The organism is Streptomyces sp. NPDC020681 (assembly GCF_044334895.1).
Taxonomy (GTDB): domain Bacteria; phylum Actinomycetota; class Actinomycetes; order Streptomycetales; family Streptomycetaceae; genus Streptomyces.
Genome location: NZ_JBIRTX010000052.1, coordinates 1 through 13,451 on the forward strand (window position 1 = coordinate 1; position 13,451 = coordinate 13,451).

Annotated in this window: 15 protein-coding genes; 6 read left to right on the forward strand and 9 right to left on the reverse strand. The window is 67.2% G+C overall.

Annotated features, from left to right (window positions below):
* The first annotated feature begins 718 nt into the window (after positions 1 to 718).
* The 4 genes from ACH4YL_RS40215 (at position 719) to ACH4YL_RS40230 (ending at position 2,779) form a co-directional block, all read left to right on the forward strand.
* Complete coding sequence (locus ACH4YL_RS40215; protein WP_398512496.1) at positions 719 to 1,261, forward strand: hypothetical protein; 543 nt, start codon at positions 719 to 721, stop codon at positions 1,259 to 1,261.
* A gap of 70 nt (positions 1,262 to 1,331) precedes the next feature.
* Complete coding sequence (locus ACH4YL_RS40220; RefSeq protein WP_398512497.1) at positions 1,332 to 1,745, forward strand: hypothetical protein; 414 nt, start codon at positions 1,332 to 1,334, stop codon at positions 1,743 to 1,745.
* 214 nt (positions 1,746 to 1,959) lie between these two features.
* Positions 1,960 to 2,364, forward strand: coding sequence for a DUF2958 domain-containing protein (locus tag ACH4YL_RS40225; protein WP_398512498.1), 405 nt, complete (start codon positions 1,960 to 1,962; stop codon positions 2,362 to 2,364).
* A gap of 115 nt (positions 2,365 to 2,479) precedes the next feature.
* Entirely contained in the window at positions 2,480 to 2,779 is a 300-nt protein-coding gene (locus ACH4YL_RS40230; RefSeq protein WP_398512499.1) for a hypothetical protein, read from the forward strand.
* A 1,079-nt stretch (positions 2,780 to 3,858) separates the two neighbouring features.
* On the opposite strand, the gene ACH4YL_RS40235 is transcribed toward ACH4YL_RS40230, so the two are convergent.
* The 7 genes from ACH4YL_RS40235 to ACH4YL_RS40265 all read right to left on the reverse strand — a co-directional run bounded on the left by ACH4YL_RS40235 (position 3,859) and on the right by ACH4YL_RS40265 (position 8,592).
* Positions 3,859 to 4,062, reverse strand: coding sequence for a hypothetical protein (locus ACH4YL_RS40235; RefSeq protein WP_398512500.1), 204 nt, complete (start codon positions 4,060 to 4,062; stop codon positions 3,859 to 3,861).
* Positions 4,059 to 4,229 (reverse strand): hypothetical protein, encoded by a 171-nt coding sequence (locus ACH4YL_RS40240; RefSeq protein WP_398512501.1) that lies wholly within the window; start codon positions 4,227 to 4,229, stop codon positions 4,059 to 4,061. The genes ACH4YL_RS40235 and ACH4YL_RS40240 overlap by 4 nt, the downstream gene beginning before the upstream one ends.
* Before the next feature lie 311 nt (positions 4,230 to 4,540).
* Complete coding sequence (locus tag ACH4YL_RS40245; RefSeq protein WP_398512502.1) at positions 4,541 to 5,380, reverse strand: helix-turn-helix domain-containing protein; 840 nt, start codon at positions 5,378 to 5,380, stop codon at positions 4,541 to 4,543.
* On the reverse strand, positions 5,377 to 5,913 hold the full coding sequence (locus tag ACH4YL_RS40250) for a DUF6879 family protein (RefSeq protein ID WP_398512503.1): 537 nt from the start codon (positions 5,911 to 5,913) through the stop codon (positions 5,377 to 5,379). The genes ACH4YL_RS40245 and ACH4YL_RS40250 overlap by 4 nt, the downstream gene beginning before the upstream one ends.
* A gap of 5 nt (positions 5,914 to 5,918) precedes the next feature.
* On the reverse strand, positions 5,919 to 6,122 hold the full coding sequence (locus tag ACH4YL_RS40255; RefSeq protein WP_398512504.1) for a hypothetical protein: 204 nt from the start codon (positions 6,120 to 6,122) through the stop codon (positions 5,919 to 5,921).
* Positions 6,123 to 6,434: 312 nt separating this feature from the next.
* Positions 6,435 to 7,943: a DUF4246 domain-containing protein gene (locus tag ACH4YL_RS40260; RefSeq protein ID WP_398512505.1), complete on the reverse strand. Its 1,509-nt coding sequence runs from the start codon at positions 7,941 to 7,943 to the stop codon at positions 6,435 to 6,437.
* A gap of 208 nt (positions 7,944 to 8,151) precedes the next feature.
* Positions 8,152 to 8,592 (reverse strand): hypothetical protein, encoded by a 441-nt coding sequence (locus ACH4YL_RS40265; protein WP_398512506.1) that lies wholly within the window; start codon positions 8,590 to 8,592, stop codon positions 8,152 to 8,154.
* A gap of 388 nt (positions 8,593 to 8,980) precedes the next feature.
* Here ACH4YL_RS40265 and ACH4YL_RS40270 point away from each other — a divergent pair, with 388 nt between their 5' ends.
* The gene (locus ACH4YL_RS40270; RefSeq protein ID WP_398512507.1) at positions 8,981 to 9,682 is read left to right on the forward strand and encodes a hypothetical protein; all 702 of its coding nucleotides are present in this window, start codon (positions 8,981 to 8,983) and stop codon (positions 9,680 to 9,682) included.
* Positions 9,683 to 9,854: 172 nt separating this feature from the next.
* Here ACH4YL_RS40270 and ACH4YL_RS40275 read toward each other — a convergent pair whose 3' ends face one another.
* Both ACH4YL_RS40275 and ACH4YL_RS40280 read right to left on the reverse strand, forming a co-directional pair.
* Positions 9,855 to 12,113, reverse strand: coding sequence for a DUF262 domain-containing protein (locus ACH4YL_RS40275; RefSeq protein WP_398512508.1), 2,259 nt, complete (start codon positions 12,111 to 12,113; stop codon positions 9,855 to 9,857).
* Positions 12,114 to 12,346: 233 nt separating this feature from the next.
* On the reverse strand, positions 12,347 to 12,646 hold the full coding sequence (locus ACH4YL_RS40280; RefSeq protein ID WP_398512509.1) for a hypothetical protein: 300 nt from the start codon (positions 12,644 to 12,646) through the stop codon (positions 12,347 to 12,349).
* A 269-nt stretch (positions 12,647 to 12,915) separates the two neighbouring features.
* On the opposite strand from ACH4YL_RS40280, the gene ACH4YL_RS40285 reads away from it, so the two are divergent.
* Positions 12,916 to 13,161 carry a hypothetical protein gene (locus ACH4YL_RS40285; protein WP_398512510.1) on the forward strand — a complete coding sequence of 82 codons (246 nt, stop codon included), beginning with the start codon at positions 12,916 to 12,918 and terminating at the stop codon, positions 13,159 to 13,161.
* Positions 13,162 to 13,451: the final 290 nt, after the last annotated feature.

Sequence of the window (13,451 nt, forward strand, 5' to 3'; positions counted from 1 at the left end):
GCGCGCGGTTCGCTCCGCGAACACATCGCGCCGGCGCTACGCGCCGGACCAATTACCTTGCTCCGCAAGGTAATTGACGCTGCGTCACTCCGTGACGCAGGAATTTGGAAATGCTCCGCATTTCCAAACAGAATTCGCTCCGCGAATTCAGAAAGGCGCGGGCTAGAGAGAGGGGCACGCCGCGTATCCGACTGACTAGCCGTCAATCCAGTATCAGTGGAAAAGGAATTGTGGATTTGCAATTCTAATGCAAACGCCAGGATCGTTAAGGGGAAGCTGTCCCCATCTCGACCAGAACTGAGGTCAGCTGGAGCTGCCCGCAGCTGTCTCTTGGGCTGTCTGCGCGGAGGCTCCGCCGACGCGCAGCGTGAGACTCCGCCCCGGTCCCCGAGGCCGCCGCGCCGACCACGCCCCGCCCTTCTCTCTTTTCTTCAACGGGCGTGGGAGCAGGGGCAGCAGAGGGGATGTCAGACCTCCGACCATGAGTGATTTTGTCTTTGACCTGCTGTTTTGCTCGGCCGGCTGGAGGGGTCCTGCAAGAGGTGTTGCAAGAGGTGTGGGAAGAGGTGTGGCAAGTGCCGTGGTGGGATTCCTCGGCTGGTTTCGGTGTTGTGTGCCTCCATCCGTAGAGCGTACAGTTATCTCTGTCGATATCGACGGCAATCGGTCTCGACAGTCAACCCACCAGCCCTCAGCGGGCATTCAGGAGGGAACACCCTTGAGTGAGGAAGTAGCCGTATTTCCGGCCGAGTTGAAGCCAGCGCGCAGGGGGCGCGTTGCGTTGGAGGAGTTCACGCGTCTGCGTGATGTGTCGGAGCCGATCACGGTAGAGGGGTGGATTGCGCAGGCGCTTGTCGCAGTCGACGCGTATGCGCGTGATCTGGGCTCCCCTTGCTTCCGTGTGCAGGCGGAGCAGGATATGGCGGATGCGCTTTCCCTTCTCGGGGATGTGGCAACCGATGTGCTGCATTTCATGGATGGGCGAGTACAGGCAGGCATGTTGGCAAACGGTGCATCCGACATTGCTGATGGGGGTGCGTGGGATCGTCCGGCCAATCGTTGTGCCGGAATCCCCGAATTCCCCGACGTCGTTGCTTTCCTTGCAGCCCTGTCCTGCGGGTGTGCGGCTATGTGGGGTGGCGAGACGACGGCGTGTGAGCTTGTCGAGTCGGCGCTCTCCCGCTTCGGCATGGAGGCCGAGGATGCGCGCTGGGGGCGCATCCAGTATCTGCGTGATGAGTGGCTCGCCGACCGTCTGTGAGCCCCCTGTGGCGGGGAGGGGCGGCAACCCCTTCTCGCCTTTCAACCCACCTGCGAGAAGGAGAAGTTCGATGATGGACCTGGAGCGGGCCCATGAGGTCCTGCGGTTGGTTCTGACCCGTCTGGGCACCGGTACCCACGTGCTCACGCTGGGCCGTTCGTGCGGCTGTGTGGCCTCGTTCGCGACGGAGCCTGTCGCGGCGGAGGCGGATGCCGTGGTGGTGGAGGAGACCGTGTTCGTGCGCGGCTTCTATCTGCTGCTGGCGGATGCGTTGACGGCGGATGGCGGGACGTCGGGTTTGACGGCCCGCACAGTGAGTGAGGACGCGGAGTGTGTCCGGGGTTGGGTGATCTCGGACGGGAGGGTGCAGGCGTTGACCGAGGCCGAGGTGTTCGCGGCTTACTGCACCGATCCGGTGACGGGTGAGCCTGTGTCGCCGGAGTGGCGGGTGCGGTACGAGGCCGGTTTCCCGGTCGAGGCGTAGCTGTGGTGCGGGGATTGGTGTGGACCGGTCCCCGCGTCCCGCCCCGTGGTCGTGACTGGACGTCAGGCCAGTTGGGGGTGTGGGGTGTTGCGCACCCTCACTGGGCGTATAGTTATCACTGTCGAGATCGGCGGCAACCGGTCGCGGCACAACCAACCCACCAGCGCGGCAGCGGTGATTCAGCCCGCTGCGCGCACAACCCGAGGAGTCCCCCATGGGGCATGAGCAGCAGACACCCGCGGTGCCGGACGGTGTCACGCGCACCCTCCCCGCCGAGACGCAGCGTCAGCGGCGCGGACACGACTTCTACCCCTCCCCCGCCGCTCTGGCGGCCGTCCCGCCCATGTACAGCACGGACGGTGTGAAGACCGCTGAGAAGGTCGTGCATCTCCACTACTTCGTGGGCGGCTGCGACTGGTTCGTCACCGAGCTCGACCGGGCCAGCGGCACGGCATTCGGGTGGGCGCAGATCACCGAAGGCGGCGGCGAGTGGGGGCTGTTCTCGCTCCCCGAACTGGAACGCATCAGCGTTTCGGTCTTCGTCGTGGAGCGCGATCTCGGCTGGGAGCCCAAGCCCGCCCGCCAGGTCGAACTCATCGCGGCCGCCGCACGGTTCTGACACCCAGCTTTCCTTTCGGCGGCCCGGCGAGCCGCCCGCATCACCGCCTGGCCGGTCCCGGCAAGGACCGGCCAGGCGGCCCCAACCCACCAACAACCACGGAGGACGACCTTTCATGCGAGAAACGCCGTTTCCCGCCCCTCTGAGCGACGCCGACGCCGACGAGCTCTACGCCATCCTCGGCCGCGTGATGGCGGACAGTGTGCGCGACGCCGCACCCTGCACCGGCATCGCGGTTGACCGGCTGGTGGCCTCTGTCGCACGGGACAGCATCCTCAGCCACGTCGCCCGCACGTTCCTGACGCATAACGACGAAGGCAAGAAGCCCGCCGAGGCAGCCGCACACACACGGGCATGGCTGACGCAAGCACTCATCGAGTCCGCCCAACAAGCCCGCCGCACCACCACTGAATGAGCCCCAGCGGTGGGGGCACCGCTGTACGGCGCGCCCACCACCGCTGCCGGGATCCTGCCCCATTCCTCCCGGCCAGCAGCTGACACCCACAGCGCGGACGGCCGCCCGGTCCTGGTGCGGCAACACCTCGACACCGGCTCCGCGCCCCAACCCACCAGGGAGACAAGAACGATGCGCGAAACGCCCTTTCCCGCGACGCTCAGCGACGCCGACGCCGAAGAACTCGGCGCAATCCTCAGCCAGGTGACCGCGGACAGTGTGGACGACGCCGCACCCCGCATCGGCATACCCGCCGAGAGTCTGCTGTTCCTCGTATCCACCCAGCACGCCCTCCTGGCCGCCGTGATCCAGGAATTCTTCACCCACAACGCGGCAGGCCAGCCGCCCGCGGAATCCGCCAAACGCACCCGCGTGGCTGAGCGGCGAGCTCACCGAAGCAGCCGACGAAGTCCGCCGGGACCTGCAGACCGGCCACTAACCCCCATCGTCGGTGGGGTGCATCAGATGCGCCCCACCGACCCAAACCGGGCCCGCCCCAAGCCCTGCCCCCGGGCCGGCTCGCCCGCCGCCGGCCACCACACCCCGCCGACCAGCCGGGCAGCCGTCCCCCTGCCCGGCGACCGGGCCCCGGCCACACCCCGGGCCGGACGCCGGCCATCCAACTCGCCCCGCCCAACCAGCAGCTGGGCAGCCACAACTCACCGCCCCCTCACCACCGCCCCCTGACGTCCACCGCGGCCAACGGCTGGCACCCACCGCCGCCCACCGCCCCCGGCAGGCGCCCACCGGAACGTGCCTGCACCGACCGCTCTCACCGCCCCCGCCCCCGCCCACCGGCGCTGCCACCTGCCAGGGGCGGCCACGCCCCTCGCCCACCGCCCCGCTTAACGCCCAGCTCACCGCCGCCCACCGCCCCCCGGCAGGCACTGAGCCTGCTTCTCCAGATCGCCCACGCCATTACAGGGGTGCCCCGCGTGGACCTCTCACGCCAGTAGCCCCGGCCGGCTCCCCTGCGGGGGACAGGCAGCCAGCCGGGGCACGGCACCCGCCAGCGGCAGACCAAAGCCGCCGGGGGCGGATCACGGGCAGGCCCACACCTCGACGTCCAGGACGTGCACACCCTGCCGTCCCCTCGCCCGCCCGCACGAGACCGCGCCGACCGTCAGCGGCTTGCCGCAGGCGAAGCAGGCGCGGCCGCCGTACTGCTCCCACGACAGATCCGCCGCGGACGGCACAGGCACATCGCGGCACATCGTCAGCGCAGGCTTCGCCGGGGCAGTCACTGCGGCTCCGGGCCACGGTTCGGCCACGAGGTGCGGGTGTACGCGTTGAAGTGGTCGCCGGTCGCATGCGGAGCCAGAGTGCAGCGCCTGTCCGTGCCCGGCTTCCGGATCCAGCAGTAGCAGGGGATCACGACGCGGCCAGGGGTGGTGTGCGGCACTGTCGCCATGGCTACGCCCCCGCCCCCGACCGCATGGCTTCAAGCCGAGCCACCTCTCCCGCCGTTGCGGCCTCGGCGCGGCACGGCTCGCACGCCGTGAGGCGCACCGGCGGGCCCGAGGCTGTCTCGGCCATCAGCACGCCGAGGGTGGTTGTGGTCGGGCCGCCGTGCCACTGGCACCAGCCGGACGGTTCCGCGTCGGAGGCCCCCGAGGGAGGGGCATGTGGGTCCATGGGAACGACCGTAGAAAGAGGGGTTGCCTACCCGCTCGGTGATTGCGCGCAATTGCGTGCGCAGCGAGGCGAGTAGCGGTGCCTTGCCTACGCAGAGAGGGAAGAGCGTGCCCTTGCGATCAGCCGGTGCGCCTGCGCCCCGTACACCGCGGCCTCGTTGAGCTTGTCCCACACCCGCCCGTACAGCTCAACATCCTCGGCCGCGTCGAGTCGCAGCTCCACGCTGATCGTCTCCACGGTCACCCGTGACTCGTCGAAGATCCAGAATCCGTGCTTCGTGGTCGAGGCGATCGGTACGCCGAGAGGGATGATGCCCAACTCGATGTTGTCCCGGCCGATCAGGCCTGCCATGCGGTCGAGCTGCCCCGCCATGGCCTCGCGCGGGCACAGCAGCACGAGCAGCGCGGCCTCCCACACCAGGACACGGAACGTCTTGCCCGGCTCGTACAGGACGTCTTGGCGCTTCATGCGGGCGCGTACGGCGTCCTCAGTGTCCTGGGGCGACTGGTGAACGTTCGAGCCATGCAGGAACACGCTGCGGGCGTAGTCCGGGGTCTGGAAAAGGCCGGGGATCACGCTCGTCTCGTAGCCGCGCCACGTCTGTGTGGCCTGCTGCTCGGCCCCGATGCGTTCCTGTACGCCGCGGTGGCCGGCGCTGAGCTGGCGGCGCCAGGACTGGTGCTGGGTCTCCAGGTTCCGGAGCCTGGCAAAGAGATCATCTGTCGTGCTCGCCGCCCCGACGGCCGCTGCCCACGCCTCCAGATCCGTTTTCGTGGCGGTCTGCTTGCCGTGCTCGAGCCGGGACACCTTCGAGGGCTGCCACGCCAGCATCAGAGCGAGCTCCCTGCCGGTCAGGCCGGCCTCGGTGCGCAGCTCACGCAGCCGCACACCGAGGGCCACTCTCGCGGTCTGAAAGTCCGTGCTCACCTGGCAGACGGTACCTGCGCCAGGAACGTGGCCGTAGGGGTGGCGTAGTGCCATGCCGCGTCCCGGACTTGGCAGGCCGCGAGGACTTCCCGTGGCTCTTCGACCACATGCACACCGAGGGTCTTGCCGTCCTCGTCGAAGGCGAACGTGACCATGGTGCGGGAGTCGAAGAGCCAGAAGTCGTAGCCGGGAAGACCATGCCGTACGGCGTCTGCACGGTAGAGGTTGCGGATGTCCTCGCCTGCCTCGACGTTGCCGAGGCCCGTGTCGAGGAGGTACCGCTGCCCCTCGGTGGGCGGGTCGTCGACCAGCCGCACCCGCTCGAAGCGCTTGCCGGCCTCGGCCGCCCTGCGCACCAGGGCATGCCAGGGGCTGTCCGGCTCGTATCCGACGCCTTCGCCCGCGAGCCAGCGATGCCACCTCTCGCCCTCCCGGTCGACGGCGTACCCGCGTTGCGTCTCCAGACGCCAGGCGGTGTGCTCAAAGTCCTCGAAGAGGTGGGCGATGTCGTTGAAGGGGATCAACTCGGGCACGCGGCCTACTCCTTGGGGGCGAAGCGGGTCAGCAGCTCACGAGGGATGACAACGAACGTCTCGCCCTCGCCGACATCGCGCAGCTGAGCGAGATGCTCGGGATCAGTCAGCCGCTCCCCTTGGACGACGATGTCGCCACTCTCCTCGACCTCGTACAGCGTGGGGCACTGGCCGCTGTCGGAGGTAGTGCCGATGAACCTGAGCGTCATGGAAGGCTCCGTTCTCGCTGGTCGGAGCACCAGCATGCGGCCAACACAGGTGCAGCTGGCGGAGAGTTGCGCGAGATTGCCGACGAGCCCTGCCCGGACGACTGTTGCGCGCAACCCGGACTTGCCGACAGCACCCCCTGCCGAAGAAGAACAGGGGGCGCCGCGTTCACCGGTACTGCAGTCGTTGCGGACCCAGACCGACAGCCTGTGTCGAGGCCACGAAGCAACCGGCAACTGTCTTCCGCATCCCCTTGGATCCTCTTCCAGCCGGCCCCTACCTGGGCGATGTCACACTTTCGCAGCCGGCCAAGCTCAGTGCTCGCAGAGGGAGAACTCTCGCTCGTAGAGCTGCTCGTTGTGTTCGTCGACGAAGAACTTGCGTTCCTGCATGAGTTGTTCGCGGTATGCCTTGGCCTGTTCCAGCGTCATGGTGGACGTGTCGGACCAGGGCTGCTGCGGCGGCACATCGGATGTCGAGACGATGCTTTGCGAAGGGTCGACCAGGAAGAATGCAAGGATCTTGCGATATCCCGGCCGGGTGGGGTCCGTGAGGCGGAACGCCCCGACGCGGTGTTGCAGGACGTTCGGGAACGCCAGGCAATGGCCCGCAGGGGTCGATGCCGATCCCAGCACCTGGTTCAGCGGGTCTTCGTCGTCCAGACCATAGACCTCACTCACACCGGTGTTGTCATTCTGTTCGTAGTCCGGGTCGTCGAGTGCCGCCCGGAAGCTCAGCTGACTCTCGGTGATGTTCTCGCTGTCCCAGTAGTAGATGCCGGTCGAGACGATCCGCTCGTTCATCATCCCCTCGACATGCCAGGAACCACCGGCGTACTCGGGCTTGTCCGGGGTGAGATGAATGGTGGCGAGCTTCGCGATGACCTGGAGACGGCGGCCGCGCAGGTCGACTCGCGCGGCGTCGTCGGGCAACGCGGGCGGGCTGAAATCCGGGGCGTCCGGGACGGCCGGAACGCGATCCTGCCACCAGTTGTCCATGGCTCTTTCGTAGGCCCTGTAGGCCTCTTCGTAGCCGTCGTCGCCATCGTCACCGTCGGGTTCGACGGGCTCGGTGCCGTCGTACCACGAGTAGGGATCGGGCTTGATCCGCAGCGGTCGGGGATCGTTCAGGTCCGTGAGCACATTCTCGAAGAGCGGGCGCATACGGCCGAACAGGACGGGCAGGACGGCGGCGAGTTCGCGGTGATCAACGGGGTGGACATTGTTGACGTACGAGCGGAAGACGATTTGGCCGTCCTCTCCGACCTCGGTATCTGTGGGCAGCCACTGGAACTTGTCGGAGAATTCGTACTGCGTCCACCTGTTCGTCTCCGGGTGCTGCCAGGCCCGCTCGGGTCCGCCGCTCACCTCTCGTACGTTGCAGAACAGTGAGGGGTGCACCAGGTCCAGTACCTGGCCGTCGGATCCCGGGTGCCAGTCCTTGTCTGCTTCGGGGACCTCTTCCAGAACCCGGACCGCCTCGCGCAGCCGGGACCTGAGCTCGTCGTCGACCAGCGTGTCCGACTGCCACACCCCGTCCACGGCGGACACCTCGATGCCGCTCTGCTCATTCCTCAGCCCGGCGTAATGCGCGAGTTCGGCCAGCACATAGCGAATCTGCGCTTCGGTGAGGCCCTGGGCAGTCGCTTCCCTCGTCCACCTGGCGACGGTCTCCGCGTCGTTCATCTTGGCGAACCACTCCGGTTTCGACCGTATGTGGGCGCTGCACTGCATCATCTCGAGTTCCCGCAGTGTCCGGGGCCGCGCGAACGAGGTGGTGCGGGAAGCGGCAAAGGGCAGTGGGAACGGGGACAGCGCAGTCAACTCTCTCGATCCTTCCAGGTGGCGTGCAGTGGCGGGGGAAGGCTACGTCAGGGGACTGACAACGACTCTGCACTCTGCATCGGTGACGAAGCCACGTTTGGGAACCTGGAGCTCGGCGTGAGCGACCGAAGCCAACTTCCTTCTTCGTCACGCGAGTTGGCACCCAAGTGCGGCCCCAGGACACCCGGGGCGTTGGGACACGCTGCTGTCAGCTCGTACTGCGCTGCCTGCTCGTGGCCCGCGCTTCCCAGGTGTCGGCGTCCGAGACAAGGACGGAGACAGGATGGTCGAACCATGCACCGGCCTGAGGAAGGTCACGGATCAACGCGGGGATCTCGGGCTCGAACTGCAACACCGCCAGCGTCTTCCAGCCGTGAGGGATCACGTCCCACCCGAATCCGAACTGCTGCGTGACCGCCACGACAGTCGTCGTCACCCACACGACATCACTCTCGTCGGAGCGCCGGAAGCAGCAGCCGAAGCTTCTCCCCACCGGCACGTCCGCGTAGTTGTAAGAGAGGAAGAGGGCTTCCTCGTTCACCGAGCACCGCGGAAGCCGTTGACCCATGGCAGCGAGAGCACCCTCGTCAGCACGGCTCTCGATGAGCAGAACGCGGTCAGCCAGCGGGGTGTCCTCTTCCGTCCTCATGCCGTCATTCTCCTGGCTCCGACAGCGCGCTCGGGCCTACTCCCCCGCTGCCGTGGTGTTTCAGCGCGGCGCAGGCCGACACTGCGCACAGGAGCCGGCGCGCGGACCAGCGACACCAGCGTCGCGTCCCCGAAGAGGCCGGCTTGACGCCCCACCATCGCATAGAGCACGATTATCAGTGTAGATAAGGTCGGGGATCGGTGTCCCGGGACGCATGGATGGCCGGCGGGAAACACCTCACGGTGTCGGCCCGGGGCGGCAACCCCGGCCGAACGTCCCACCGGCCATCAAAACTCCAACCCACCAAAGGAAGGAGTACCCGAAGCATACGAGCCCTGCCCGCGAACCGGCCACAGCCGGCCACCTGCCGACCCACCCGAGGACCACGATGAGCCAGGACCACCCGAAGACCATCACCGTCGACGGCCGCACCCTGGTCAGCCGCACCTGGATCACCGAACGCACCGGCGCCGCCATGCCCACCGTCCGCACCTGGTACGCCAAACGCAGCCAGCAGCCCGAACACGCCCGCCACCCCGACAAAGCCGCCACCCGCAACCGCGTCGACTACTACGACCAGCAAGCCTTCGAAACCTTCTACCAACACCACCAAGCCGCGAAAAAGCAGAAAGTCCTGCCCACCGACCCCGCCCTGTATTCCGGTGCGCCCGACGACCTCGTCTCCATCAACGACGCAGCCGCCTACTTCCACTACGCCGGCCCCTCCGTCATCCGCAAATACCTGAAAGCCAACCCCGGCTACTTCCCCCAGCCCGCCGGCACCACCACCGGACCCACCGGACGCCCCATCCCCGCCTTCACCCGCCACGACCTCCAAACCTTCGACCAGCAACGCAACGGCGACAACACCGGCGTCTCCGGCAACCCCGGCACACCCCGCCCCCGCGGCACCACACCCGCCATCCAGCAGCGCATCAACACCGCCGCCGCCTACCTCAAAGAAACCGGCGGATACCACCACGGCGCCGCCGCCCACCTCGCCAACCAACACGGCGAACCCGCCTGGAAATGGCAACGCGCCATCAAAACCGCCCGCCAACAACAACCACCCAACAACACAGACACCTAGCCCCAGTCCCCCATCACGCAGAAAACACGTCCCGGATCGGTTGGCGCACCGCCGGGGGGTAGAGCGGTCGAGCAAGAAGGGCGCGTTCATCGCCAACAACCGCTCCGCAAAGGAAAGCAACGCCCGAGCTAGACCGCCGAGTAGCCGCTTGCGACGATCCGGTCGCTTGAGTTCACGGTCGCCGGCTGCTCACCAATGTGCCGTCCTGCTGGGCTTGGACGCGGATGTCGCGCAGGGACGTGCGGGGGCCTTGTGCGTGGGTGACGTGCCAGAACGCCATGCCGACGCAGCGGCGGGTTCCGCAGACGACTTTTCCGGCTTCGTCCGCGCTCGCGAACCGGTCGCCGCTGTCGAGAATGATGAAGCCTTCCGCGTCGACGGTGGCCGTGTAACGGTTGCCGCGGTACTCGGCGTCGATCCGCGTGCCGGGGGGCAGGACACTGGCGCGCATCATGCGTGCCAGGTCGGTGCGCAGGGGACGGGAGCGGGCCGGACCGGCAGGCTGGGCAGCTTGCGTGGTCGTGGTGTCGGGATCGTTGACGGGCTGCTCGGCAGGGCGGAAGCCGAGGCGCTTCGGGTTCCAGATGTGGGTGCACAGGCGGCGGTAGAGCTCGCCGCGGAGCTCAACGGTCTGCTGCATGGTCTCTTTGCCGAACTCGCGGAAGTAGGGCTCGATGCCGTGGCGGGCGATGAAGCCCCTCAGCGTCGGATTGTTCTTGCGGTGTTCGGGGGCGAGGATGGCGGCGAGGCCGTTCTCGCGGGCGTAGCGGCGTCTTTTGACCTCGAGCGGAAGGTCGTTGTAGCTGGCGTTGTCCGGTTGCCGCAGCAGGACCAGGACGCCGAGGCGGGCGCGCCAGGCTCGGAAGGTGACCGCGTCGGGTGTCTCGTGGGTGTGGCGCTCGGGATGGTTGGCGTACAGGTGCTCGATCTGCCAGGTGCGGTCGCGGCTGAGGTAGTCGGCGATGAGGTCGGGCTTGCCGGTCTGCGTCTCCACGTAGGCGGTCAGCCGCGCCAGCAGGTAGCGCACCTGGGCTTTGTTGTTGCCGCGCATGCCGAAGGTGGTGACCGGTTCGAAGGAGCCGGCGGGGAGCTGGGATGACAGGAGCTCGGCCACGTCGTCGGGGGTGATGCATTGCCTCAGCCGGGGTACGAGCCGGTGGATGTCTGGCTGGAAGTCCTTGGCCTGGACGGGTTCGTCGTTGAGGATGCGGTCCACGTAGAGGCGGTCGAGGTAGTTGGCGGCCAGCGCTGCCTTGGCTTTCGCCTGGGTGTCAGTGTCGTGCGGCTGGATGGGCGCCAGGATGAGTGCCATCTGGTTCGTCAGTCCGTTGACTTCGTTGTAGAAGAGGGCGGACAAGCCGTGCTGGTGGTAAGGCTGTTTGCCGGCGTGCAGAAAGGTTCGGTGGTGCCCAGCGAGGCGGATCAGGTCTTCGACGAAGCGGAAGTAGTCATCGGGCTGGCGCAGCCCGATCCGCTCGCGGTTCTTGCGGACCCAGATGTTCAGCGCTGCGTCGATGGCCTCACTGTCCGATGTCTGGCCGTCGAGGGTGGCGTAGCGGGCCAGCAACGCGGATTTGAGGAATCGGCGCGGGGCGTCGGTGTCTCCCCGGACGCCCGTCAGCTCCGCGAGCATGCGGCGCCAGGCCTCGTTGAGTTTCTCCTCCCCGCTCCCGACATGGGAGAGCAGGAAACTCTTGACCAGGTCCACCGGCGTCAGTCGGGCACCGCGGTCGTTCATCGACTCGAAGATACGAAAACCGCTGTCACGGCTGGGGGCCCTGATGCCGACCATCACCACCTTGGACAGCAGCCAGTCCACAAACGCCTGGCAGCGGTCCGCCTCGAGAAACTCCTCCAGGAGGTCACCGATCTGCCGGCTGCGGTCGTGCAGATTACGCACCGACAGCGAGGCTCCGGCGGGCAGCTCGTAGGGCCTCTCCCAGTAGAGGCCTTCGAGGGCGTCCTGCCGCTCTTCGATGGCGAGCCGGAACTGGGGGCGCTCTCCACGCCCGAAGTCAGTGATCACCCGGTCGAGCTTGCTGACCACATCCCGCAGCCCCCACCCCCGAGCCGCCTGGTACAGATGCAGGAAGAGCAGATGCAAGGTGGTGAAGCGCTGCTGCCCGTCGACCAAGAACCGCTCATGGCGCGCCTGCTGGATGTAGACGAACGGGCCGAGGAAGAAGCCGTCAGCATCACGCCGGTGCAGGCGCCCCTCTTTTTCGAGGCGTTCGAACGCTTCGAAAAGGTCGCTCACCAAGGTGCGGACATCGTCCGCCGACCACGCATACTCCCGCTGGTAATACTCGATGGAGTAAGTGGCCTCACCGAACAACCTCTTCAGATCGAACGTGTCCCCCTCAATCAATCCAGCCCCCATAACCCCACCCCATCCCACCAGCGCCCGATGCCCACTCGAGCAGGCTTCCACTGCCTCACTCAGCGTAAGCAAACGATCCGCTGACGTGAACCTGAAAGATGCCCCCGCCCGGCCCCTCCAACACAGAAGAAGAGCCCCGGAGCGCCAACTGCCCCCGCCACAGCCACCACGCCACGCTCAGCCGCCGAACGCCCGCCCGCCACGAGGCAGATGTCGGCATACAGCTACATTGGCTCGAGAAGCCACAACGGAAAGAGCTCTGACACAGATCGTGTGACGCGGGGCTACTGGTTTCGTCCGGACTCACTGGCCGGGCGCAGGAGTTCTTCGGTGGAGCACCCCGAGTCAGGGTCTTGGACCAGGCACAGATTGAACCCCTGCTCGTCGCGCCGAACCTGCGCCGACAGCAGGCACTCTTCGGTACCGGCTGTGGTGAGGGCAATGGTGTCACCGCCCGAGAGTGACGCGTCGGCAACGCTCAATCCCGCGTCAGTGGGGGAACTGAAGAAACTCCATTGCCCGGTAACCGACTCGGGGCAGGAGGTGCCTCCGAGCATGGCATTGTGCAGCTCGGTCCCCGTCATACGGCGGTCAGCGTGGAATGTCAGCTGCGCACCGGCTTCGTTTGTCCAACTGCCCGCGAGCATTGCCCGTTCAATCGGCGCTTCACCCCCGCCCGCGGAACAGCCCACACACGCCCATACCAGCACGACCCCCAGGACCGAGACGCGTCGTGCCCTCGTCGCCATGCCACCCCCACGATAATTGAACACGTTCAGCATAATGAGGGCCAGGCCCGCAGGACGACGCGGGTGCGAAAGAGGCCGGGCACGGCTCACACCACCCGTACTGCTTGCGATGGGCAATCGCCACCGGGCGGCCGAACTGCTCGCCCAGGCGGCAACTCGTTCCGTCGGACCACCTGAGTTCGGTGTGGCGGCTGTGGGTCAAGCTGGGCGAGCAGGACCGGGCGATCGAGGTGATCACCGAGGCCGAAGCCATCGCCCGACTGACGCCGCTCAACGCGCCTTCGGCGTGCGCCCGCCGGCGACTGTGCAGACCTTCCCCCTGCACGCTGAGCGCGCTCATCACCCCGTGAACCATGTGCGCACCCGGGATGTCGAAGCCCGTGCACGATGCTCCCTCGATGCACGGCCGTGTCGAAGGGTTGCGCAGTCGCGTCCGCGAGCAGGCGGCCAGGTGCGACCGAAGGAGCCCGCTCGTTGTACCCGAGGCCCGCGGTCGGGGGCCGGTGGCGCCACGGTGAGTGGTGGGGGGGGGGGGGGGGGGGGGGGGCCGCGGGCCCCCCCCCCCCCCCCGCCAAGGAGACAAGGTGCGAGTTCGGGGGGTGGGGTGAGTAGGAGTAGTTGTGAGGGGGGGGGGGGGCGG

Excerpts from the sequence above, each read along its gene's own strand:
- ACH4YL_RS40230 (WP_398512499.1), top strand. The coding sequence starts at position 2,480 with ATGCGAGAAACGCCGTTTCCCGCCCCTCTGAGCGACGCCGACGCCGAC.
- ACH4YL_RS40265 (WP_398512506.1), bottom strand. The coding sequence starts at position 8,592 with ATGAGGACGGAAGAGGACACCCCGCTGGCTGACCGCGTTCTGCTCATC.
- ACH4YL_RS40240 (WP_398512501.1), bottom strand. The coding sequence starts at position 4,229 with ATGGCGACAGTGCCGCACACCACCCCTGGCCGCGTCGTGATCCCCTGC.
- ACH4YL_RS40255 (WP_398512504.1), bottom strand. The coding sequence starts at position 6,122 with ATGACGCTCAGGTTCATCGGCACTACCTCCGACAGCGGCCAGTGCCCC.
- ACH4YL_RS40225 (WP_398512498.1), top strand. The coding sequence starts at position 1,960 with ATGGGGCATGAGCAGCAGACACCCGCGGTGCCGGACGGTGTCACGCGC.
- ACH4YL_RS40220 (WP_398512497.1), top strand. The coding sequence starts at position 1,332 with ATGATGGACCTGGAGCGGGCCCATGAGGTCCTGCGGTTGGTTCTGACC.
- ACH4YL_RS40270 (WP_398512507.1), top strand. The coding sequence starts at position 8,981 with ATGAGCCAGGACCACCCGAAGACCATCACCGTCGACGGCCGCACCCTG.
- ACH4YL_RS40280 (WP_398512509.1), bottom strand. The coding sequence starts at position 12,646 with ATGACGGGGACCGAGCTGCACAATGCCATGCTCGGAGGCACCTCCTGC.